We start from the raw sequence: 23,398 nt of genomic DNA, 5'->3' as shown, positions 1-23,398 counted from the left end.
TGAATCCGTGGCAATCAATCGGGAACGAGCGTTCAGCGCGGTGGCTTCACCGGCACGGCAATTCCGGCGATCGTGAAGATGACGCGGGGCACACACGCGGCGATGTCCTGGTGAAGGCGACCGGCCTCGTCGACAAACCGGCGGCTGAGTTCCCCCATGGGCACGATACCCTGGCCGACTTCATTGCTGACGAACAGGACCGTGCCGGGCAGGGTGGAGAGGGCATCGAGTAGCGACTGTCGTTCGCGCGCAAAACAGTGCGGATCCCGATGGCACAGGAGGTTGCTCAGCCACAGCGTGAGACAGTCCACGAGCAGGAAGCGCGTAGTGTCCGCCTCGCGGCGCAGCAGCGAACCCAATGCAATCGGTTCCTCGATGACGGCCCACTCGGCGGGGCGGCGTGCACGGTGGTGTGCCACGCGTTCGGCCATTTCGGCGTCACCCGGCACGCAGGTGGCGATGTAGCGGACCTCGGCGCCCGATTGCTGCGCCAGCAGTTCCGCGTGACGGCTCTTGCCCGAGCGTGCGCCGCCGAGGATCAAGGTATGCACGGGGATGCGTCCACGGCGAGCAGTCGCTCCAGGCGAGGAATGTCGAGGTGTTCCTGCACCGCGTCGGCCAGGCGGTCGATGCCGCGCTCCCGCAGCGCGACCATGTCCAGCGATTGCGGCTGCGACAATCCGGCCCATCGCAGGATCGCCTGGCAAGCCGGAGGCGAGTCGAAGACGCCATGCACATAGGTGGCGAGAATCTGGTCGTCCGCCGAGCGCGCGCCGTCAGGACCCCGCGCATCCAGATGCAGCGCCGGCCGTGCCAAGGCCGGGCCCGTGCTGATGCCGCAGTGAATCTCGTAGCCTGTCACGGGCGCATCACTTTGTGCCAGCCGTCCACGCACGTTGCGCAGCTGCTTTTCCGGCTCCAGGACGGTTTCGAGGTCGAGCCAGCTGAAGCCGGGCGTGCTGCCGGCCGGACCTTCGATACCATCGGGGTCGTGTACGTGCGTGCCGAGCATCTGCAGCCCGCCGCAGATGCCGATGACTTTCCCGCCGTAGCGCAAGTGGCGCTGCAGGGCTGTCTCCCAGCCGTTCTGGCGCAGCCAGTGCAGGTCGGCGCGCACCGCCTTGGAACCGGGCAGAACGATCAGGTCTGCCGGCGGAACCGGCTGGCCAGGCCCCACATAGGTAACGGCGACCTGGGGATGCAGGCGCAGTGCATCGAAATCCGTGTGGTTGCTGATGCGCGGCAGTGCCGGGATCACCACGCGCAGCGCTGCGTCGGTGCTGCCCGTAGCAGTGCGGGGCAGGGCATCCTCGGCGTCGATATGCAGATCCATCAGGTAGGGAAGCACACCCAGGACCGGCTTGCCTGTCTCCTGTTCCAGCCAGTCCAGGCCGGGCTGCAGCAAGGCCAGGTCGCCACGGAAGCGATTGATCACGAAGCCAACTACACGGTCGCGCTCCGTGCTGGATAACAGGGCGAGCGTGCCGACGATATGAGCGAACACACCGCCGCGGTCGATGTCGGCGATCAGGATCACCGGACAGTCCACCATTTCGGCATAGCCCATGTTGGCGATGTCGTTGGCGCGCAGGTTGATCTCGGCCGGGCTGCCGGCCCCTTCGACGATCACGGCGTCATAGCGCTCGACCAGGCGCTGATGCGACGCCAGCACGGCCTCCCGTGCGATTCTCTTGTAGTCGTGATACGCCTGTGCCTGCAGCGTGGCCACGGCGCGACCGTGCACGATCACCTGTGCGCCAATGTCGGTCGTGGGCTTGAGCAGGATCGGATTGAAATCGGTGTGCGGCGCCAATCCGGCGGCCTGTGCCTGCACCGCCTGGGCGCGACCGATCTCGCCGCCGTCGACCGTGACAGCCGAATTAAGCGCCATGTTCTGCGGCTTGAACGGCGCGACGGCGACGCCGCGGCGGCGCAGCCAGCGGCACAGGCCGGTAACCAGCGTGCTCTTGCCGGCATCGGAGGTGGTGCCTTGCACCATCAGGACACGCGCGGTCATGCGCAGGGACTCCGCAACGTCTGGGGTAGCTGTGCGAGCGCGGTGCCGAGCCGGTGCCATCCGGCGTCGTCGCCCGGCAGTCCGAAACGCAGGCTGGGCGGTTCGTCGAACAAGCGGGTGAGGATGCCCATGCGCGCCAGCTGCTCGTGGATTTCGCGGGAATACGGTGTTCGGATCCACTGGAACAGGGCGGTGCCGCCGTCGGGCGGCAATCCGTGTTCGCCGAGCAGCTGCGTCAGCCGCGCACCGTCACGCTGGAGCCGGTCGCGAGCGGCGTCTTGCCAGGCCTTGTCCTCCAGTGCCTGGCGGAGCAGCCAGCGTGTCGGCGCAGCAACGGTCCAGGGACCCAGCTCGACGCGCAGCTGCGCCAGCAGGAACGCCGTTGCGGCGACGAATCCCGCGCGGGCACCGGCCAGCCCGAAGAATTTTCCGGGTGATCGAAGCACTACCAGGCCTTCGCGATCGGTGTCGGGCGCCAGCGAGACGTCGGGACTCATGTCCATGAACGCCTCGTCGACCACCAGCCATCCACCGCGCATCGCCAGCGTCTGATGCAAGTGGAGCAGGGCGTTGCGATCGAATGTCTCGCCGCCGGGGTTGTTGGGGTGGATCAGTACGACGACGTCGAAGCGGTGCGCGGATTCGAACAGGTCCTGTGCCGGACAACGCAGCACATCGTGGCCGGCGCGGCTCCAGCCGTGCGCGTGTTCCGCATAGCCGGGCGCGATGACGCCCACCCGCGACCGCCTCCGCAGCCGCGGCAGCGCCTGGATCGCGGCTTGCGAGCCGGCGACAGCCAGCACCCGGGGCGCTCCGTAGTACGCCGCGGCAACCGTTTCCAGCGGGTCGTCATCGTCCGGCAGACGCCGCCACACCGCGGCGGGGATGTCCGGCACCGGCCAGCCGTCAGGATTGATGCCGGTCGAGAGGTCGAGCCACTGCGTGGCATCGATCCCGTATTGGCGGGCTGCGCGCAGCAGGCGGCCACCGTGTTCAAGCATGGAGCATCCAGTGGGCCAGGCCCGACCATTCGACCAGGAAAACGAGGATCAGCCACAGGACGGCGCCGCGCCGCACCAGTGACAGCGCGTCATGCACGTGCCCGGATTCCGGTTCCGAGCCCTCGCCCAGCATGGGACGATCGTGCCACTGCCCTTCGTAGGGCGCAGGGCCGCCGAGGCGAACCCCGAGGGCGCCGGCACCGGCCGCCATCACCGGCCCGGCGTTGGGGCTGTCCCACGCGGGTGCCTGGGTGCGCCAGCACGCCAGGGCACGGCGATACCGGCCGCATACCGCATAAGTCAGGGCCGTCAGCCGGGCGGGGATCCAGTTGAGCACGTCGTCCAGGCGCGCCGCGGCCCAGCCGAAGCGACCGTAACGGCTGTTCCGGTAGCCCCACATGGCGTCCAGCGTGTTGACCAGTCGATAAAAGACGACGCCGGGTGCGCCGGCGAGCAGAAACCAGAAGAACGCACCGAACACGGCGTCGTTGCCGTTTTCCAGTACGGATTCCGTAGCGCCGGCGGCGACCTGCGATGGCTCGAGCGCTGCCGTGTCGCGGCTGACAATGTGCGACAGGCAGGTGCGCGCCTGGTCCAGGTCACCGGTCTCCAGCGCGTGCGCGACGGCATACCCGTGTTCGTGCAGGCTGCGCAGGCCGATGGCTGCATACAAGGCGAGGACGCTGACGAGAGTCGCCATCGACGGGATGAATGAGAGCAGGGTCACCAGCAGCACCGGCGGGAGGACGGCCAGCCCCAGTGCCACCAGGCCGCGACGACGACGATTGGCGTACAGGCAATCCTCCAGCGCGCGAGCCCAGCGGCCGAAGCCGACCAGTGGGTGCCATCGCCGCGGTTCACCGATGAGGGCATCGATCGCAAACGCCAGCAGGGCCACGCTCCAGATGTCCACCGTGATCTCCCTCGATGCAACACCGGCACGCGCCGGTGTCCGGGCCCGCTACAGTTCGATTCCCTTCTGCGCCTTGATGCCTGCTGCGAAGGCGTGCTTGACCACCTGCATCTCGGTGACCGTGTCGGCGATATCCACCAGTGCCTGTGGCGCCGCACGCCCGGTGATGACAACGTGCTGGTTGGGCGGCCGGCTGGTCAACGCCGCGATGACGTCGGCAACGTCGACGTACTGGTACTTGAGCGCGATATTGAGCTCGTCCAGCAGGACCAGATCGAGTTCGGGATCGCTGAGCATGTCGGCTGCCAGCTGCCAGGCTTTCTGCGCCGCGCGGATGTCGCGTTCGCGGTCCTGCGTTTCCCAGGTGAAGCCCTCACCCATCACGTGGTAGCTGACTTCCCCGGGAAAGCGCCGGAAAAAGGCCTCTTCGCCGGTGGAGAAACTGCCCTTGATGAACTGCACGACACCGACGTGCAAGCCGTGGCCGAGCGCGCGCGCGACCATGCCGAAGCCCGAGGAACTCTTGCCTTTGCCGTTGCCGGTGTTCACCACGATGATGCCGCGCTCGATCGTGGCGCGGGCAATACCCGCGTCCACGAGGGCTTTCTTGCGCTGCATCCGCTCGCGGTGGCGCTGCGCGCGTGCGTCGCTTTCCATGCCGGATCAGGCGCGGTTCTGGCGCGGGCTCTCGTACCGGTAGCCGAAGCCCCACACGGCGACGGCGTGGGCGGCGGCCATGGTGATGATCCACAGCATCGACACCGTGACGAACCACGGCATGTACTTGAGGAAGTTCTCAATGTAGCCGGCGAACGTCGCTTCGCCGACGCGACCGCCGAACCAGTAGAACGAGCCGTTGGAGATCCAGAACGAGACCAGGTTGCTGGCCAGGGCGACGCCGGCCAGCGGCAGCAGGGTCGACACGGACTGGCGGTAGTAACGGGAAAACAGCAGACCGCCATACCACAGCACCGCGTAGGCAACGACCAGCATGGAATAGGCCGGGGTGACGCAGTAATCGCTGATACCCGACTGCGTGATCGAGACATAGTCGATGAGACCCGCCTGGAGCAGCAGGAGCGGCAGCGCGAAGGTACCGCCGAGGTAGAAGCCCGCCGCGAAGAACACGGCCATGGAGGCGTCCTTGACGTGCAGCACTTCACCCCACGGGTGATAGCGCGTGACCAGCATCAGCACCATCAGAAGGATCAGGACAGGCCATTGCTTCTTGGTAGGCAGGAACTTCATCGGGGATCTCCTGGCAAAGGGTGATGGGACCGGGCCGTCGCCGTGACGGCCCGTTTGACGCGGTTTCCGCGCCCGCTCAGCGGGCGGGACGATAGCGCAGCGTCACGAAATGGCTACGACCGGGCTGATTGTAGAACGCCGCGGTCGTGTAGTCGTGGTCGGCGATGTTGACCACCTTGGCCTGGACCAGCCAGTCGGGGGCCAGGGCGTACTCGGCGCGCAGGTCAACCGTGCCATAGCCGCCGAGGCTACGGGTATTGGCCAGGTCGTCGTAGCGACGGCCTTCGCCGGCGAACGTCAGGCCGAAGCGGAAGTCGCCGACGGCGCGATCCACGTCGACGCGGCCGGACACGCGGGCGCGACGCGGCAGATCGTTGCCCTTGTAGCTATTGTTCGCATCGTTCTGTGGATCGAGGCCGGTGGCGCTGGCGTCGATGGACCAGTCGCCGAACTGCGCGCCCACGCTGGCTTCGATACCGCGCAGGGTTGCTTCCTCGACATTGCCCGGCTTGGAAATGGACGCGTCATAGGCGATCAGCTCGTCCGCGCGGGTATGGAATGCATCGACCGACCAGCGCAGGTTGCCCGCCTGGCCGCGCAGGCCCACCTCGAACGAGCGTGATTCTTCCGGCTGCAGCGTCGGGTTTCCGAAGTTCGGGTAGTACAGTTCGTTGAAGGTCGGTGCCTTGAAGGCCGTGCCGTAGCTGGTCACCAGGCGCAGATTTTCGGTGAGCCCGTAGCCCCAGGCAGCACCGCCGGTAGCGTGGCTGCCGAATTGCTCGTTGTCGTCATTGCGCGCCGACAGCTGCACGTCATGGCGCCCGAACTGGCCCTGGTACTGGGCGAACACGCCGATGTCCTCGCGCGAGCGTTCGTCGAAGGTGGTGGTGCTGTCGACCTTGTCGTCGACCCGGTCGCCACCCAGGGTCAGCAGGTGATGCGGGGCCAGGGTAATGTCGCCCTGTACGGAGAGGCTGTCGCGGCGCGTATTGAACTTGCTTGAGAAGACGCCGTTGAGCAGGTTGTCCGAATCGTCATTGTTGCGGCCCGCCGTGACAGTGAGCTTGAACGCCTCGGACGGCGTGACGGTGAGCTTGGTGCCGATCACCTGCTGGCGGTACTGGCTTTCGTTGACGAAGGTGCCGTCAAAGTAGTTGTGGCCTTCCGTACGCAGGATGTTGGCTTCCGCCTCGACTGCCTCGCTGAAGCGCCAGCCGCCGCGCAGCGCGCCGGAGACATTTCGGTAGGCGTCGTTGTCCGGTTCATAGGTGAAGCAGCCGGCGCCGCCGGGGAAGGGCTTGCCGTTGCAGGCGTTGAAGCCATCGGTGTCCGAGTAGGCGGCATTGGCGGCGAACCAGCCCTGGTCGCCCGCCAGGCTCAGGCCGGCAGCGGCCTCGCGGGAGTTTTCCGAGCCATAGCCCACACTGAAGTGCGGGGCGAATTCGCCGTGGGCGCGCCGGGTAAAGATCTGGATGACGCCGCCGAGCGCCTCGGAACCGTAGAGACTCGAACGGGGGCCGCGGACGATTTCAATGCGTTCGATCTGCTCGACCGGCAGATCCTGGAAGGCCACATTGCCGGAGGTGGCGGAGCCGACCTTGATGCCGTCGATCAGCACCAGGACGTGATCCGATTCGGTGCCGCGCAGGAACAGGGAGGTGTTCCTGCCGGGCCCGCCGCTGTTGGAAACCGACACGCCGGGCAGGCCGCGCAACAGATCCTGTAGCGACCGGGCCTGCAGGCGCTCGATGTCGGCGCGGGTGATCACATTGACCGGCGCGAGCGTGTCGTCGACCGTAACGGCGGTGCGTGTCGCGGTGACGATGACATCGTCGAGTTCTTCGTCGCCGGTGGCGGCGGAGGCAGCATGGGGCAGGGCCAGCAGCGCGATCACTGCGGCGGAAAGCAGGTTCAGTTTCATGGGTTCCTCCGCGCTCACCCGCGCGGTTTCGTAAGACAAGACACGGTTTGCGGAGGACGCAGGGCGAACGGGCAGGATGCACGCCGCGGCGCTGCCCTCCGCAGCACCACCAGATCCGCCGTGCGGACCGCTCCAAGGCCGGTCTCCGGACTCACGAGTGGATCGTCCTGATCCCGCGCGGCGCCTTCCCGGATCACATCCAGTGGCTCATGCCGTGCGTTTGCTCGTTTACCGTTGCGGGGGCAGCGCCGGGATATGCACCGGCTTCCCGTTTAAGCGGCAGGGCCCAAGACCCATCCGCCACCGTGGAGCGGCGCGGATGGTACAGGAGCTTCGGCCGGCTAGCGAGTTATTTGCCCATCGGTAGTCATCGGGCGGGGCACCGGGCTTGCGCCGCGGGCCGGCAGATCGGCGGCGGACACGCTGATCTGCTCGTTGCGCCGGCGCGGCAAGGCCTGGGGCTGGTGCCGGTTGATAAAGGCCACCAGACCCTCCCGAACCTCACAGCGGAGGTCGAAATTGCGCCCGGAATCGGCGGCGCTGACCAGGGCGCGCAAGGCAATGGCGTACTCGCTCACTTCGGTTACCTGCAGCAGGCAGGTGCGCCTGTCCCATAGGGGCGAGGCCTGGCAGATGCGCTCCAGTTCCGCGCGCACTGACTGGACGTCTATACGGTAATCCGCCCAGATCTGCGCCGTTCCCAGGAGCGAGGAATTGGTTCGCGTCCAGTTCTCGAACGGATGTTCGAGGAAATAGTTCAGGGGAACGACGAGCCGGCGTTCATCCCAGAGCCGCACCACGACATACGTTCCGCCGATTTCCTCGATCCGCCCCCATTCCTTCTCGACGATGACCACATCGTCGATGCGGATCGGCTGGCTCAGTGCGATCTGAATACCGGCGATCAGGTTCGCCAGTACCGGCTTGGCCGCAAAACCGATCACCAGGCCCGCGGCCCCGGCGGAGGCCAGCAGACTCGTACCAAACTGGCGTGCACCGGGGAAGGTCATGAGGATGGCCGCGCTGGTAAGAACGACGATCAGCACGACCACGGCCCGTGCCAGCACCTCGGTCTGCGTGTGAATGCGGCGCGCCGACAGGTTGTCGGAGACATTGAGCGGGTGCGTGAAGATGACCCAGGCCACGAAACTTCGTACCAGGCGCACCGCGCTCCAGGCCAGCCCGAGGATCAACGTGACGGTGAGCATGCGGCTGGAGGCGTCGGGCAGATCCAGGCTTGCCGCCGTGCGTACGATGACCATGCCGACGATCGGACCGAGGACACGCCCGGGATGGCGCATCGCCTCGATCGCAGCGCGCGAATAGCTGCCCGCCGGTGCTACGCGTCGCGCAGCAGCGGCGGCCAGGCGCCAGGCGACGGCACCCGCAGCGCCCGCCAGCAGCAGGACGAGCGGCTGGAACAGCGGCCCGTCAGGCAGCCAGGCCAGCCAGGCGTCCATCCCGGGCCTCCGCGGTGACATCCAGGGCTGCGAGGAAGCTGCGACGCCAGGCGGTGATGTCCTCGCGTTCCAGGCCGTCCATCAGTTCCCGCCAGCGCGCGCGGCGGTCGGCCAGCGGCATGGTGATCGCCGCGCGCATGGCGTTGACCATGCCATCCTGGTCGTGCGGATTGACCAGGATGGCGCCGCCCATCTGGCGGGCCGCGCCGGCGAAGCGCGACAACACCAGCACGCCGGGATCATCGCCATCCTGGCTGGCGACGTATTCTTTGGCCACCAGGTTCATGCCGTCGCGCAGTGGTGTGACCAGTCCGACACGCGCCTGCCGGTAATAACCGGTGAGTGCCGCGTGCGGGTACGCGTTGTTGAGATAGCGGACCGGCGTCCAGTCGGGTTCGGCGAAACGTCCGTTGATACCGCCGGCGATGCGTTCCAGCTCCCGCTTGAGCTGCCGGTATTCGGCCACTTCCGTGCGGGACACCGGCGCGATCTGCAGGAAGGTCACCTGCCGCTTGAACTCGGGATACTCTTCCAGCAGGCGGCCAAAGGCACGAAAACGTTCCGGCAGGCCCTTGGAATAGTCCAGGCGATCAACGCCTATCATCAGGGCACGTCCCTGCAGGCTTTCATGCAGCTGCGCGCAGCCTGGATGCGCATGCGCCGCCGCCGCAAGATTGGAGACCTCGGGTACGTCAATCCCGATGGGGAAGACGCCGGCGCGAAAGCTGCGGCGTCCCCCGCGTACGCTGATCACGCCCGTATCGTTCACCTCGCCGTGGGCTTCGAGCAGGATGTAGTCGCGGAATGCGCGAAGGTAGTCGGCGGTGTGGAATCCGACCAGGTCATAGTCGGCCAGCGCCTCGAACAGTTCGCGGTGTACCGGCAGCATGTTGAGCAGCTCCGGTGGTGGAAAAGGTGTATGCAGGAAAAAACCGAGCCGGGCCCGAATACCGCGCTCGCGCAGCAGGCTGGCCAATGGAATCAGGTGGTAGTCGTGGATCCAGACCAGGTCGTCCGGCTCGATGAAGCGGGCCAGGTGCTCGGCGAAGATGGCGTTGACGCGCCGGTATGCGGCCCAGGTCTGCCGGGTGAAGTCGACCAGGCTTGGGCGAAAGTGGAAAAGTGGCCATAGTGTGCGATTGGCAAAACCGGCGTAGTACTCCTCGTGGTCGCGCTTGCCGAGGTCCAGTGTGGCGAAGGTGACATTGCCCTCGCGCTGGATCTGCGCCATCGATGCGGTCTGCGATGTCGTGCGCCCGCTCCAGCCGAACCAGATACCGCCGATTTCACGCAGGGCCGAGCGCATGGCATGGGCAAGGCCGCCCGGCTTGAGTTCATTGGGCAAGGCTACCCGGTTGGAAACCACCACCAGTCGCGTCATGTCACCTCCTCCCAGCGTCGGCTCAGTCGCATGGCGGCCTGGATAAAGCCGACAAGGGAGTACGTCTGGGGATAGTTGCCCCACTGCTCGCCGCTGCGCGGATCCATGTCTTCCGACAGCAGGCCGAGCGGGTTCAGGCGGGAAAGCATTGTGTGGAAAATGCGTTCGGCTTCCTCGCGCCGGCCAATGGCGGCGAGTGCGTCGATGTACCAGTACGTGCAGATCGTGAATGCCGTCTCCGGATGGCCGAAATCATCCGGTGCGCGGTAGCGGAACACGTAGTCGCCGTCGGCCAGTTCGCGACCGATGGCCTCGACCGTGGCAACGTAGCGCGGGTCGTCGGCCCGGACGAATCCCACGTCGTTGAGCAGCAGCACGCTCGCATCGAGCATGTCGCTGCCGAATGCACCGGTGAAGGCGTTGCGGGCCGGATTCCATGCGGCGCGCAGGATCTCCAGATGCATCCGGTCGGCCTCGCTGCGCCAGCGGTGATGCGCTTCGGTCATGCCCAGGTGCCCGGCGATCCGCGCCAGCCGATCGCAGGCGACCCAGCACATGACGGCCGAGTAGGTGTGCACTTCGGCGCGGCCACGGTATTCCCAGATTCCGGCGTCCGGTTGGTTGTAGCGCGCCAATGCCGTCTCGCCCAGCGGCACCAGGCGACGGAAGGTGGCCTCGGTACCGGCCTTGATGATGCGCCGGTCGAAGAAGAGCTGCGAGGTGGCCAGCAGCACGCTGCCGTAGATATCGTGCTGGCGCTGGATCCATGCCGCATTACCGATCCGCACCGGGCCCATGCCACGGTAGCCGCTGAGGTGTTCACCCACGCGTTCGTGCAGCTCGCGTTCGTAGTGGATGCCGTAGAGCGGCTGCAGGTCGTGGTCGTGCGTGGCGACGTTGGTGATGAAGCGCAGGTACTCCTCCATCGAGCGCGTCGCGCCGAGCCGGTTCAGCGTGCGCACGACAAACGCCGCGTCCCGCAACCAGCAATAGCGGTAGTCCCAGTTGCGCACGCTGCCGGGACATTCGGGAATGGACGTCGTGAGCGCCGCCACGATGGCGCCGGAACCCTCGTACTGGCACAGCTTGAGCGTGATCGCGGCGCGGATGATCTGGTCCTGCCAGTCGAACGGAACCGACAGGTTGCGCACCCAGTGATGCCAGTATTGGCGGGTCTGTTCCAGATGGTCGCGCAGGAGGCGGCCGACGTTCTCCGAAACCGTTTCGTCCGGGCCGAAGACCAGGCTGATTTCGCGGTCGAGCACGAAACTCATCTCGTCACGCACGAAGTCGACCGGGATATCCGTGGTGAGGCGCAGCACGTATTGGTCCAGCAGCCAGCGCAGATGATTGCTGCCCCAGGTTCGCTCGGGGATGCGGGCACCGTGCTCGACCAGCGGCCGGACCCGCACGCGCACGCGCGGCTCGCCGCACAGTGGGCGGAGTTGCCGCATGAGCATCACCGGATGGTAGTAGCGCCCGTACTGCCGGTAACGGGGCGAGAAGTCGAGCACTTCCACCATGGCCCCGTTGGCGTCGGTCATTTCGGTGATCAGGATCGCCGTATTTTTTCGTAGTACTGGCGGCTGGCGACCTGGCCTTCGAGCACCACCTCGGTGTAGCCCGCTTCGTGAAGAAGCGGTGAAAGCAGTGAGCAGAACACCGGATCGCCATCGATATAAGGCAGACAACACCAGACGATGCGCGAGTGCTCATCGATCAGCGCGGCGATCGTGCCGTTGCCGATCACGCCGAGATTGAGCGACGCCGGCCGGGTCACGCCGCACGCTCGCGCAAATGCGACAGGAGGTTGTCGAGCCACTGCCGCGTGGCGCGCGGGTCAGGCAGGGCGAACTCCGCCAGCGTCGGGCGACGCGGCCCTACGATAATGCCGAAGCCCCCGCCGACCTGCACCTCGGCGAACGCATCTTCGTCCGTGACATCGTCGCCGACCATCACCGGTATGCGGTCACGGAAAGGATCCATCTGCATACAGCGGGCGATGGCGGCCGCCTTGGTGATGCCCCGCGGACGGAATTCAAAGACGTGGTCGCCCCGTAGCAACTCGTAGTGTGTCGCCATCTCTTCACGTAGCGTTGACATATGTGCAATGAGTGCATCGGCCTTCTCGGGGCAGATGCGGTAGTGCACGGCGATCGTGGCGCCCTTGTCCTCCACCAGCAGCGGCGGATGCGCCGCACAGTAATGATGCAGTGCCGATCGCAGGTTTGCGGGAATCTCCGCGGCGGGCAGGCCCGCGCCGTCCGCCCCGTGCTCACCCATCAAGCGCAACCCCGTTTCGCCGAAATAGGCGACCAGATCCGCGCGCCGCCGTCCGCTCACGATTGCGACCGCGCCGCCCAGCGCCTGGTGCAGCGCATGTACGGCCTGGCGCAGTCCCTCGTCCACGACAACCAGGTCGGGAGCGGGGGCGAAGGGAACCAGCGTTCCGTCCAGATCAAGGAATACAGCCCATCGCGTCTGGGCCTGCGGATGGGCCGGTGGCGCGAGCAATACCTGCGGCAGCGGTTGCGTCAGTGCGGACATCCCTGGCCCCCCTTGCGTGACGGGTTTGCCGGCGCTGTGCGGAGTGCGGGAACGTGGCCCGCGCTGCGCACAGCGTCAGATCGCATCGTCAAATTCCACGGCAATGCCCAGGTCGCGCGCGGCCAGCGTGACCACGTTGCGGACGTTCTCCGCGGCGTCCGTGTCGGGAACACCGACGTCGAAGGCGAAGAAGCCTTCAGCCATGTCGCTGCGGAGACCGGCTGAACTGGAATCGGCGTCATCCATGTGCGGCATCAGGTCGCCCACTTCCTCCACATGCTCGATGCCATCAATGGCCTCCAGGCACTTGGCCAGCGCCGCCGCCTCGGCCTGGGTTGCTGTGACCTGCAACCGCAGCATGGCCATCAGTGTGCTCCCTTGGGGCCATCATCCGGCTCCGCACCGACCGGTGCGTGTGCAGTGATGGGTGGCGGTCCGGCGGGAGGCGGATTCGGTGGCGTCGTGGTGGGGGCGGGCGGTGGCGTGCCGGGCGGCTGTGGCTGGGGATCGCCCGGCGTCACGCCGGGACCGGACGCCGTGGTTTCTCCCTTGGACGTGTGGATGCGCATGGTTACCTCCGTGTCTAGCGCCGCGTGGCGTCGGGATTCTTCTTCCATTCCTGCTCGCTGATCTTGCCGTCGCGATCGGCGTCCAGTGCGTCGAAGCGGCTCGCCTTGGCCACGTCGAATGCCAGCTCCGAGCGCGACAGCGTGCCATCGCCATTGGTATCAAGCCCGGCAAAGCTGCCCGTGCGCGCCTGCTCCTTCTGTTCGCTGGAGATCGGCTGCGGATTGGGCGGCGCAATCGGGGGCTGGCGGAAGTCCGGCGGATCTACCGGGTGCGTCTTCGGGTCCACCGGTGGTGGAAGATCCCCCCAGGCTGGTCCTGACACCAGCACAAGGCCGATCGTTGAAAACAGCACTATGGGAATAAGCTGAGACAGTTGCATAGTGACCTCCACAATGACGCAGGCCGCAGCGCCTGCCGGGTCGATAGCCCTCCTTTCTTCACGCAACCGTCATGCCATCGGCATTGCGCGCAATGGCGGGGTTTTCGCGGATTTGCGGCGTGCAGCGCGCACGATCTGCCGGTCTCGTCGTGCAGATGGAATGGACGCGCCTGCCAGAGGAAAATTCTCCGCGCAAGCAGTCGCAAAAGGCAGGTCAGGCGACTATCGTAGGACAACGGTACGGGTGATCGGAGAGGCTTCAGATGACAGCTCCAGGAAAAACGGGCACGCGTGCTTCGCGCTCGGTGACGGCCTCGGCCGTGAAGAAGGGTGCTGCGATGACACCGCCCGACGGACTGCAGGAACTGCTCCGTGTCATGCAGGCGGTGCGCGACGGCGATTTCTCCGTGCATATGCCCGGCAATTGGGAAGGGCTGACCGGAAAACTCGCCGATACGCTGAACGAGATCATCTTCGACAACCGTCGACTCGCCGAAGAGCTGGCGCGCGTCGGCGAGGTGGTCGGCAAGCAGGGCCAGACCCGCGAACGCGTGGTTGCCGCCAGCCGGCGTGGCGCCTGGGGCGCGATGGAGCGCTCGGTCAATACCCTTATCGACGATCTCCTCTGGCCGACCGAGCGCATGACCCGCGCCATCTCTTCCGTAGCGCGCGGCGACCTGAGCAAGACGATTGGCCTGGAAGTCGACGGGCGACCGCTCCAGGGAGAGTTCCTGCGCTCGGCCTCGATCGTGAACACCATGATCGAGCAGATGAGCGTATTCAGCTCCGAAGTGACGCGCGTCGCGCTCGAAGTGGGTACCGCCGGCAAGCTGGGCGGCCAGGCGCAGGTCAAGGGCGTCTCCGGCGTTTGGAAAGACCTGACCGAATCGGTCAACCAGATGGCGTCCAATCTCACGGCGCAGGTGCGCAACATTGCCGAGGTGACCATCGCCGTGGCCAGTGGTGATCTTTCGCGCAAGATCACCGTCGACGTGCGCGGCGAAATTCTCCAGCTCAAGGAAGCCATCAATACGATGGTGGACCAGCTGCGCGGCTTTGCCTCGGAGGTCACGCGCGTGGCGCGCGAGGTCGGCACGGACGGAAAGCTCGGCGGCCAGGCCATCGTGCCGGGCGTGGCGGGAACGTGGAAGGACCTGACCGACTCGGTCAACGCCATGGCCACCAACCTGACCTCGCAGGTTCGCAACATTGCGGAAGTGACCACCGCCGTGGCACGCGGCGATCTTTCCCGCAAGATCACCGTGGATGTGAAGGGCGAGATCCTGGAGCTGAAAAACACCATCAACACGATGGTGGACCAGCTCAACGGTTTCGCGGCGGAAGTCACGCGCGTGGCGCGCGAAGTCGGCACCGAAGGCAAGCTGGGCGGGCAGGCACAGGTCAAGGGCGTGTCGGGCGTGTGGAAGGATCTCACCGACAACGTCAATTCCATGGCTTCCAATCTCACCGGCCAGGTGCGCAACATTGCGGAAGTCGCGACCGCCATTGCCAACGGCGACCTGTCGCGCAAGATCACCGTCGACGTGCGCGGTGAGATCCTGGAACTGAAAGAAACGCTCAACACGATGATCGAGCAGCTGCGCTCGTTCGCCTCCGAAGTGACGCGCGTGGCGCGTGAAGTCGGTACCGAGGGCAAGCTGGGCGGCCAGGCCCAGGTGCCAGGTGTCGGTGGAACCTGGAAAGATCTCACCGACAACGTCAATTCGATGGCCTCGAACCTGACGGCGCAGGTGCGCAACATCGCGGAAGTGACCACGGCCGTTGCACGCGGCGATTTGTCGCGCAAGATCGCCGTTGACGTGCAGGGCGAAATTCTCGAGCTGAAGAACACCATCAACACCATGGTGGACCAGCTCAACGGGTTTGCGGCGGAAGTCACCCGCGTGGCCCGCGAAGTCGGTACCGAGGGCAAGCTCGGCGGGCAGGCGACAGTGCCCGGCGTGGCGGGTACCTGGAAGGACCTGACCGACTCTGTCAACGCGATGGCCACCAATCTCACGGTGCAGGTACGCAACATTGCGGAGGTGACCACGGCCGTGGCGCGCGGCGACCTCTCACGCAAGATCGCGGTGGACGTGAAGGGCGAAATCCTGGAATTGAAGAACACCATCAACACGATGGTCGACCAGCTCAACGGCTTTGCCGCCGAGGTCACGCGCGTGGCGCGCGAGGTCGGCACCGAAGGCAAGCTGGGCGGGCAGGCCGAGGTCAAGGGTGTATCAGGCGTGTGGAAGGACCTCACTGACAACGTCAATTCGATGGCCTCGAACCTGACGGCCCAGGTGCGCAATATCGCGGAAGTGACCACGGCGGTGGCGCGTGGTGACCTGTCACGCAAGATCGCGGTGGACGTGAAGGGCGAGATCCTGGAACTGAAGAACACCATCAACGTGATGGTCGATCAGCTCAACGGCTTCGCGGCCGAAGTGACCCGCGTCGCACGCGAGGTGGGCACCGAGGGCAAGCTGGGCGGCCAGGCCATCGTGCCGGGTGTGGCCGGCACCTGGAAGGATCTGACCGACAACGTCAATTCGATGGCATCCAATCTCACCGGCCAGGTGCGCAACATCGCCGAAGTAGCCACTGCCGTGGCGCGCGGTGACCTCTCGCGCAAGATCGCGGTGGACGTGAAGGGCGAGATTCTGGAACTGAAGAACACCATCAACACCATGGTGGACCAGCTCAACAGCTTCGCGGCCGAAGTGACTCGCGTCGCGCGTGAAGTAGGTACCGAGGGCAAGCTGGGTGGCCAGGCGGCCGTGCCCGGCGTGGCGGGCACGTGGAAGGACCTCACCGACAACGTCAATGTCATGGCCGCCAACCTCACCAACCAGGTGCGTGGCATCGTGAAGGTGGTGACCGCCGTGGCCAATGGCGACCTGCGCCAGAAGCTCACCGTGGAAGCCAAGGGCGAAGTCGCGGCGCTGGCCGAAACGATCAACAGCATGACCGACACGCTGGCGATTTTCGCCGAGCAGGTCACCACGGTGGCGCGCGAGGTCGGCGTCGAGGGGCGGCTGGGCGGCCAGGCCAACGTGCCGGGCGCGGCAGGTACCTGGAAGGATCTCACGGCCAACGTCAACCTCCTGGCGGCCAACCTCACCACCCAGGTACGTGCTATCGCCGAGGTAGCCACTGCGGTGACCCAGGGCAACCTGACCCGTTCGATCCAGGTCGATGCCCGCGGCGAGGTGGCGGAGCTCAAGGACAACATCAACGCCATGATCGGCAATCTGCGCGCGACGACCGAGCGCAATACCGAGCAGGACTGGCTCAAGACCAACCTGGCCCGGTTCTCCGGCATGATGCAGGGCCAGCGCGATCTCTTCACCGTGGCGCGCATGCTGCTGTCGGAGCTGGCGCCTCTGGTGGAAGCGCACCAGGGCGTGATGTACGTCATGGAGAACACCTCGCACGGACCCTTCCTGCAGCAGATCTCCGGCTACGCGGACGAGGCCTCGGGCGCCGAGCCGCGTCGCTATCGCATCGGCGAAGGGCTGGTCGGCCAGTGCGCGGAACTTCGCCATCGCCTCCTGCTGGCGGACGTGCCCGTGGAGAGCATCCGTATCGTCTCGGGCCTGGTGATGGCAGTGCCGCGCAGCGTGATCGTGCTGCCGGTGCTGTTCGAGGACCAGGTCAAGGCCGTGATCGAGCTGGCAAGCCTCGGCGAGTTCACGCCGTCGCACCTGGCGTTCCTGGAGCAGCTCACCGGCAGTATCGGCATCGTGCTCAACACGATTGAAGCCACCATGCGAACGGAAGGTCTGCTGGCCCAGTCGCAGCAGCTGGCCGGCGAACTGCAGACGCAGCAGAAGGAGCTGCAGCAGACCAATGAAGAACTCGGTCTGAAGGCCATGCTGCTGGCGCAGCAGAATGCGGAAGTGGAGCGCAAGAACCGCGAGATCGAGCAGGCCCGTCGCGCGCTGGAAGAGAAGGCCGCCGAACTGGCGCTGACGTCGCGCTACAAGTCCGAATTCCTCGCCAACATGTCGCACGAGCTGCGCACGCCGCTCAACAGCATCCTGATCCTCGGCCAGCAGCTGGCCGACAATGTGGAAGGCAACCTGACGAACAAGCAGGTGGAGTTCGCCAACACCATCCACGGCGCCGGCACCGACCTGCTCAATCTGATCAGCGACATCCTGGACTTGTCCAAGATCGAATCGGGCACCGTGACCGTCGAGAGCGAGGAGCTGGGCTTCGCCCAGTTGCGCGACACCGTGGATCGCAACTTCGCCCACGAAGCGGAGCGTCGCAAGCTCAGCTTCGTATCGCGTGTGGACCCGACCCTGGGCCCGGCGATCAGCACCGACCCCAAGCGCCTGCTGCAGGTGCTCAAGAACCTGCTCTCGAACGCCTTCAAGTTCACCGACCAGGGCACGATCGAGTTCGATGTCAGCCTGGCCAAGTCCGGCTGGTCGCCGGACCACCCCGTGCTCAGCCGCGTGCCGACGGTCGTCGCCTTCTCGGTCAGCGATTCGGGCATCGGTATTCCGCCGGAAAAACAGCGCATCATCTTTGAGGCCTTCCAGCAGGCAGACGCCGGAACCTCGCGCAAGTACGGTGGCACCGGCCTGGGTCTTGCGATCAGTCGCGAGCTGGCCAATCTTCTGGGCGGTGAGATCCGCCTGCAGAGTGCCGTTGGAATCGGCAGCACGTTCACCCTGTACCTGCCGCTCAATTACGTGGGGCCGACCGTCACGGACCGCGAGCGGCAGAAGTCCCTGGGTGCCGCCTCGCCAGCCCCGTCGTTGCCGACGCCGCGGCTGGAGGAGGTACCGGATGATCGCGCCAGCCTGGTCGAAGGCGAGCCGGTACTGCTGATCGTCGAGGACGACCCGCACTACGCCCGCGTGATGCTCGACCTGGCGCGCGAACGCGGCTTCAAGGGCCTGGTGGCGATGCGCGGCACCGAGGCGATCGCGATGGCCCGCAAATATGCGCCGACGGCGATCTCGCTCGACATCTTCCTGCCCGATGTGCTGGGCTGGACGGTGCTCAGCCGGCTCAAGCAGGATTCGGCCACGCGCCACATCCCGGTGCAGGTGGTCACCATCGAGGATGAGCGCCAGCAAGGCCTGGAGCGCGGCGCGTTTTCCTTCATCAACAAGCCGGTGACGACCGAAGGTCTGAAGTCGGCCCTGGAGCGCATCAAGGATTTCGTCGCGCCGCGGCCAAAACGGCTGCTCGTGGTCGAGGACAACGATGTCGAGCGCATGAGCATCGTGGAATTGATCGCCCACGACGACGTGGAGATCACCAGCGTGGGCAGCGGCGCCGACGCGCTGGCGGCGATGCGCGACACTGGCTTTGATTGCATCGTGCTGGACCTGCGCCTGCCGGATATCTCCGGCTTCGATCTCCTTGCCGAAGTGCACAAGGATACGCGTCTGCGGGATATCCCGGTCGTGGTCTTCACTGGCAAGGAACTGACCGATGCGGAGAACGCGCAGCTGAAGAAGGTCGCCAAGAGCGTGGTCATCAAGGGCGTGCAGTCGCCCGAACGCCTGCTGGACGAAACAGCCTTGTTCCTGCACCGTGTGATCGCCGACCTTCCGCCGTCCAAGCGCCGCATGCTCGAAAGCCTGCACGACACGGATGAGGTACTGATCGGCAAGCGCGTGCTGGTGGTAGATGATGACGTGCGCAACATCTTCGCTCTCTCGAGTGTGCTGGAACGGCATGGGATGAAAGTCGTGACCGCATCGACGGGCCAGGAAGCCATTGCCATGATTCAATCCACGCCCGACATTTCGCTGGTGCTGATGGACATCATGATGCCGGAGATGGACGGCTACGAAACCACGCGTGCGATCCGTGAGGATGCGCGCTTCCGCACGTTGCCGATCGTTGCACTGACCGCCAAGGCGATGAAGGGTGATCGCGAGAAATGCCTGGAGGCGGGCGCCTCCGATTATCTGGCCAAGCCGGTGAATACGGACCAGCTGCTGTCCGTGCTACGCCAGTGGTTGCACCGTTGAGCACGAATCGATGACTGTGAACGAGGACAAGGTCAACATCCTGCTGGTCGATGACCAGCCCGCCCGCTTGCTGGCTTACGAAGCCATCCTCGAGGAACTCGGGGAAAACCTGGTTTCGGCCCGTTCGGGCGAGGAGGCGCTCAAGCGCCTGATGGAAGCCGAGTTCGGCGTGATCGTGCTGGACGTCAGCATGCCGGGAATGGACGGATTCGAAACGGCGGAGCTGATCCACCAGCATCCGCGCTTTGAAAGCACGCCGATCATCTTCGTCACGGGCGTGCATATCGACGAGCTGGATCGGCTGCAGGGCTATCGGCTGGGCGCCATCGACTACGTCCAGGTGCCGGTGATCCCCGACATTCTGCGCAGCAAGATCGCCGTACTGGTCGAGCTTTACCGCAAGCGGCGTGAGCTCAAGGCGCTCAACCAGGCGCTGGCGGGCGAGAACGCCAGCCTCACGCAGGCCAACATGGCGCTGCAGGCCGAGCGCCTGCTGGAATTCCAGCAACTGTCGGAAACCCTGGCGGCCGCCAACGCCGAACTCTATGCGGCGAACCAGTTGCTCGAGGCCGAAGTCGCCGAACGGCGCCGGGCCCAGGAGACGTCGCTGTCCCTGACCGAAAAGCTGCGCGAGACCGACCGGCGCAAGGATGAATTCCTGGCCACCCTGGCGCACGAGCTACGCAATCCGCTGGCGCCGATCCGCAACGCCTTGTCCCTGTTGCAGCTGTCGCGGGCGGAACCCACGGCCACGCGCCACGCGGCCGAAGTGATCGATCGCCAGCTTCGGCAGTTGGTACGCCTGGTGGATGACCTGCTCGATGTTTCGCGCATCACGCGCGACAAGATCGACCTGCGGCGCGAGCGCATCGACCTGACGACGACACTGACGGCCGCGGTCGAAATGGTCGTGCCGCAGATGGATGCGATGAATCACCAGCTGTCGGTCGAGGTGCCGGATTCACCGATCTATGTCGACGGCGATGCCCAGCGCCTGGCCCAGGTGTTCGGCAACCTGCTCAGCAATGCCTGCAAGTACACCGATACCGGCGGCGCGATCACGCTTCGCACCGGCATCGAGAATGGCGTGGTGGTCGTGACGGTCTGTGATAACGGTATCGGCATTCCTGCCGAGAAGCTCGACGGCATATTTGATCTTTTCGTGCAGGTGGATACATCCCTGGAGCGGTCGCAGGGTGGCCTGGGTATCGGGCTGACCCTGGTCAAACGTCTCGTGGAAATGCACGGCGGCGTCGTTGCTGCGCGCAGTGGTGGGGCGGGGCAGGGCTCGCAATTCGAGGTTCGCCTGCCGCTGGCCGAAGTGCCGTCAGCCACCGTGGTGAACGTGCCGGCGATGCAACTGCGGATCGAGGTGCCGCAGCGTCGCGTCCTGGTGGTCGACGACAACCGCGATGCAGCTGATACCCTGGCACTGTCGCTCAACCTGCTCGGGCACGATACGCGGACGATCTATGATCCTCTGCTGGCGATGGACGCATTGGCCGAGTTCGGCCCGGACCTCGCCTTCCTCGATGTGGGCATGCCCAAGCTCAACGGACTGGAACTGGCAGGAATGGTGCGCGCCGCGCCTAACGGTGACGGTATCGTCCTGGTCGCCTTGACCGGCTGGGGCCAGGATGAGGACCGGCGGCGGTCGCGTCTGGCGGGGTTTGATTTCCATCTGGTCAAACCCGTCGATTTGACCGATATTGAGCAAATCTGCAGTTTCCAGAAGTCTTCGCTGGATCGTGCCAATGCCGGGTAAGCCACCTACGTTCGCGTCGGACGAGGCGCATCTGACAAAATTCCTCACGGGCCTGGTGCATGACATCCGCAATGGCATCTCGCCGTTGATGATGTCCGTGCAGATGCTCAAGCGGTCGCTGGAAGATGACCGCTCGCGCGATCTGCTGGGCACTGCCGAACGGCAGATCTCGCACCTGCTGCGCCTGGTGGAGCAGATCAGCGACCTGGCCCAGTTACGCGGGAACATCGAGATGCGCGACGTCCAGCTCGGCATGGTGCTCGATTCGGTCGTCGGCTCGCATTCGCGCCTGGTCGCGTCGGCCGGGCACACCCTGAACGTCGAGTTGCCTGAAACCGATTTCTACTTGAGTGGTAATTTTCACTTGTTGGCCCGCGCGCTCGGCGCTCTGGTCGACAACGCAGTGCGTTTCACGCCGCCGGGCGGGACGGTCGGCATCCGTGTCACCCAGCAGGGCGACGGCGTGACCATTGCCGTTACCGATTCGGGAGTCGGCATTCCCGAGGCACTGCTGCCGGTGGTGACTGAACCGATGAGTGTGGAACGCCGTGCCTCGGAATTCGGTGGCGGTTGCCTGGGAATCGGTCTTGCCACGGCACAGGCCGCGGCCATTCTTCACGGCGGCTCGCTGAGTGTGTCCAGCGAGGGCGAGGGCAAGGGGAGCACCGTGCGCATGCACCTTCCGCTGCGCGTGCCGGCCACCGGCGCCGCCGAGCCGGCAAAGGCAACGGGTACCTTGGAGAGCTGAGCGCCGGCGTACCCGGCCGCTGATGGACGCGCGAATGACATTCGTCAGTTCACGGGCTGTCGCGCGTCGGGATAGCATCGGGAATGGCGGGCGCGACGGTGCACCCGCTGAACCACTCGATGGAACGATTCGTATGAAGAAGAACAGGGCCCTGGTCGTCGGCGGCGTGCTGAGTTTTGTCGCTGCGTTGCTGCACGTTGGCTGCATTCTTGGCGGCCCCGCGTGGTACCGGTTTTTCGGGGCGGGCGAAGGCATGGCCACGATGGCGGAGCAGGGTTCGCCGGTTCCTGCCCTGCTGACGCTCGGCATTACGGCGGTGCTGGTCAGCTGGGGCTGCTACGCCTGGTCCGGCGCCGGCCTGATGCGGCGCCTTCCCTTGTTGCGCACGGCCCTGGTGGGAATTTCCGCGGTGTATCTCCTGCGTGGCCTGATCCTCGTACCGGCCGCCATCATCAAGCCCGACGCCATCGATGCGTTTGCGATCTGGAGTTCGCTCATCTGTCTCGTCTACGGATTGTTCCACGCGATCGGAACCTGGCAAGTCTGGCCGCGCGCCCGCCCGTAGGGGCGGTCTGCCAACATAGGCGCCGTGGCGCTCGCGCGTTAGCATGACGCCCATGCGCCGACGCCCGAGTCCAATGCAGTGTCTTGCACTAGCGGCAGCAGGGTTCCTGGGCCTGCTGGCCGGGACCCTTCCGGACACCGCCGCAGCACCTGCACCGCGGGAAACGCGTCTGTACGCCCGGCTGGCCAGCCTTGAGTGGGCTCCGTATGTGGGTGAGAACATGCGGCGCCAGGGCTATGCCGCGGATGTGGTCCGTACCGCTTGCGCACGCCACGCGGTCGACGTGGAAATTGATTTCCTGCCCTGGGCGCGGGCGCTGTTGCAGGCTGTGCGCGGTGACTATGCCGGCCTGATGCCCGAGTACTACGATGCTTCGCGCCTGGCCGATTTCGAATTTTCCGCCGGGTTTCCCGGTGGGCCGGTCGCCCTGTACAAGCGACGCGGCGAAGCCATCACCTACGGCGCGGATCCGCGCCGGGATCCGGAAGCCGCCTGGCGCAGCCTGACGTCCTACCGCTTCGGCGTCGTCCGCGGTTACCTCAACAACCCCTCGTTTGACGCTGCCGACTACCTCGCCAAGGAGGAAGCCGCCAGCGATGTCGTGAACCTGCGCAAGCTGGCGTATGGACGGGTCGACCTCGTGTTCGTCGACAGCGCCGTCGCGGAATACCTGATGGCGCATTCGACCGGCCTGCAGCCCGGCGTGCTGGAAATGCTGCCTCCGGCCATTGAAGAAAAGCCGCTGTACATCGCCTGGTCGCGCCGCGCGGAAGACATGGCCCAGCTGCGCGCCCGGTGCGATGCGGGACTTGCGGAAATCACCGCCGACGGAACCCTGTTTCGCCTACGCGCCGAGCACGGCATCGGCGGCCGCTAGGCCG

General features: G+C 65.6%; 18 protein-coding genes, 1 pseudogene and 1 riboswitch. Of the genes and pseudogenes, 5 read left to right on the top strand and 14 right to left on the bottom strand.

Annotated elements, in window-relative coordinates; all coding sequences use genetic code 11:
* Positions 1-32: 32 nt before the first annotated feature.
* From cobU to N4264_RS17440, 14 genes and pseudogenes are all read right to left on the bottom strand, one after another.
* Entirely contained in the window at positions 33-551 is a 519-nt protein-coding gene (gene cobU / locus N4264_RS17505; protein ID WP_261693523.1) for a bifunctional adenosylcobinamide kinase/adenosylcobinamide-phosphate guanylyltransferase, read from the bottom strand.
* A complete protein-coding gene (locus N4264_RS17500; protein WP_261693522.1) occupies positions 539-2,017 on the bottom strand; it encodes a cobyric acid synthase in 1,479 nt (492 codons plus the stop codon). The genes cobU and N4264_RS17500 overlap by 13 nt, the downstream gene beginning before the upstream one ends.
* Positions 2,014-3,018 (bottom strand): threonine-phosphate decarboxylase CobD, encoded by a 1,005-nt coding sequence (gene cobD, locus N4264_RS17495; RefSeq protein ID WP_261693521.1) that lies wholly within the window; start codon positions 3,016-3,018, stop codon positions 2,014-2,016. Before cobD ends, N4264_RS17500 begins: the two co-directional genes overlap by 4 nt.
* The gene (gene cbiB, locus N4264_RS17490) at positions 3,011-3,925 is read right to left on the bottom strand and encodes an adenosylcobinamide-phosphate synthase CbiB (protein WP_261697651.1); all 915 of its coding nucleotides are present in this window, start codon (positions 3,923-3,925) and stop codon (positions 3,011-3,013) included. Before cbiB ends, cobD begins: the two co-directional genes overlap by 8 nt.
* 54 nt (positions 3,926-3,979) lie before the next feature.
* On the bottom strand, positions 3,980-4,588 hold the full coding sequence (gene cobO / locus N4264_RS17485) for a cob(I)yrinic acid a,c-diamide adenosyltransferase (RefSeq protein ID WP_261693520.1): 609 nt from the start codon (positions 4,586-4,588) through the stop codon (positions 3,980-3,982).
* A 6-nt stretch (positions 4,589-4,594) separates the two neighbouring features.
* Positions 4,595-5,179, bottom strand: coding sequence for a hypothetical protein (locus N4264_RS17480; RefSeq protein WP_261693519.1), 585 nt, complete (start codon positions 5,177-5,179; stop codon positions 4,595-4,597).
* 76 nt (positions 5,180-5,255) lie between these two features.
* Entirely contained in the window at positions 5,256-7,100 is a 1,845-nt protein-coding gene (gene btuB, locus N4264_RS17475; protein ID WP_261693518.1) for a TonB-dependent vitamin B12 receptor, read from the bottom strand.
* A 119-nt stretch (positions 7,101-7,219) separates the two neighbouring features.
* Positions 7,220-7,423, bottom strand: a riboswitch (cobalamin riboswitch).
* 18 nt (positions 7,424-7,441) lie between these two features.
* Entirely contained in the window at positions 7,442-8,560 is a 1,119-nt protein-coding gene (locus N4264_RS17470; RefSeq protein WP_261693517.1) for a mechanosensitive ion channel family protein, read from the bottom strand.
* Positions 8,532-9,941 (bottom strand): alpha,alpha-trehalose-phosphate synthase (UDP-forming), encoded by a 1,410-nt coding sequence (gene otsA / locus N4264_RS17465; RefSeq protein ID WP_261693516.1) that lies wholly within the window; start codon positions 9,939-9,941, stop codon positions 8,532-8,534. The genes N4264_RS17470 and otsA overlap by 29 nt, the downstream gene beginning before the upstream one ends.
* A pseudogene (locus N4264_RS17460) lies at positions 9,938-11,721 on the bottom strand (glycoside hydrolase family 15 protein). The gene otsA and the pseudogene N4264_RS17460 overlap by 4 nt, the downstream one beginning before the upstream one ends.
* Positions 11,718-12,488: a trehalose-phosphatase gene (gene otsB, locus N4264_RS17455; protein ID WP_261693515.1), complete on the bottom strand. Its 771-nt coding sequence runs from the start codon at positions 12,486-12,488 to the stop codon at positions 11,718-11,720. Before otsB ends, N4264_RS17460 begins: the two are co-directional and overlap by 4 nt.
* Positions 12,489-12,563: 75 nt before the next feature.
* On the bottom strand, positions 12,564-12,848 hold the full coding sequence (locus N4264_RS17450; protein ID WP_425508351.1) for a hypothetical protein: 285 nt from the start codon (positions 12,846-12,848) through the stop codon (positions 12,564-12,566).
* A 5-nt stretch (positions 12,849-12,853) separates the two neighbouring features.
* Positions 12,854-13,057, bottom strand: a complete 204-nt coding sequence (locus N4264_RS17445; protein WP_261693513.1) for a hypothetical protein — start codon at positions 13,055-13,057, stop codon at positions 12,854-12,856.
* 14 nt (positions 13,058-13,071) lie between these two features.
* Positions 13,072-13,437: an EF-hand domain-containing protein gene (locus tag N4264_RS17440; RefSeq protein ID WP_261693512.1), complete on the bottom strand. Its 366-nt coding sequence runs from the start codon at positions 13,435-13,437 to the stop codon at positions 13,072-13,074.
* Positions 13,438-13,700: 263 nt separating this feature from the next.
* Between N4264_RS17440 and N4264_RS17435 the strand changes: the two genes are divergently transcribed.
* The 5 genes from N4264_RS17435 to N4264_RS17415 all read left to right on the top strand — a co-directional run bounded on the left by N4264_RS17435 (position 13,701) and on the right by N4264_RS17415 (position 23,394).
* Complete coding sequence (locus N4264_RS17435; RefSeq protein WP_261693511.1) at positions 13,701-19,439, top strand: HAMP domain-containing protein; 5,739 nt, start codon at positions 13,701-13,703, stop codon at positions 19,437-19,439.
* Between the two features lie 10 nt (positions 19,440-19,449).
* On the top strand, positions 19,450-21,204 hold the full coding sequence (locus tag N4264_RS17430; RefSeq protein ID WP_261693510.1) for a response regulator: 1,755 nt from the start codon (positions 19,450-19,452) through the stop codon (positions 21,202-21,204).
* Positions 21,194-21,952, top strand: a complete 759-nt coding sequence (locus N4264_RS17425) for a sensor histidine kinase (protein ID WP_261693509.1) — start codon at positions 21,194-21,196, stop codon at positions 21,950-21,952. Before N4264_RS17430 ends, N4264_RS17425 begins: the two co-directional genes overlap by 11 nt.
* Before the next feature lie 133 nt (positions 21,953-22,085).
* On the top strand, positions 22,086-22,517 hold the full coding sequence (locus tag N4264_RS17420; RefSeq protein ID WP_261693508.1) for a hypothetical protein: 432 nt from the start codon (positions 22,086-22,088) through the stop codon (positions 22,515-22,517).
* 73 nt (positions 22,518-22,590) lie between these two features.
* Positions 22,591-23,394, top strand: a complete 804-nt coding sequence (locus N4264_RS17415; RefSeq protein ID WP_261693507.1) for a substrate-binding periplasmic protein — start codon at positions 22,591-22,593, stop codon at positions 23,392-23,394.
* Positions 23,395-23,398: the final 4 nt, after the last annotated feature.

Source organism: Tahibacter amnicola (assembly GCF_025398735.1).
Classification (GTDB): Bacteria; Pseudomonadota; Gammaproteobacteria; order Xanthomonadales; family Rhodanobacteraceae; genus Tahibacter; species Tahibacter amnicola.
The sequence above is the reverse complement of the archived record's forward strand: the minus strand, read 5'-3'. Positions and strand labels throughout refer to the sequence as shown.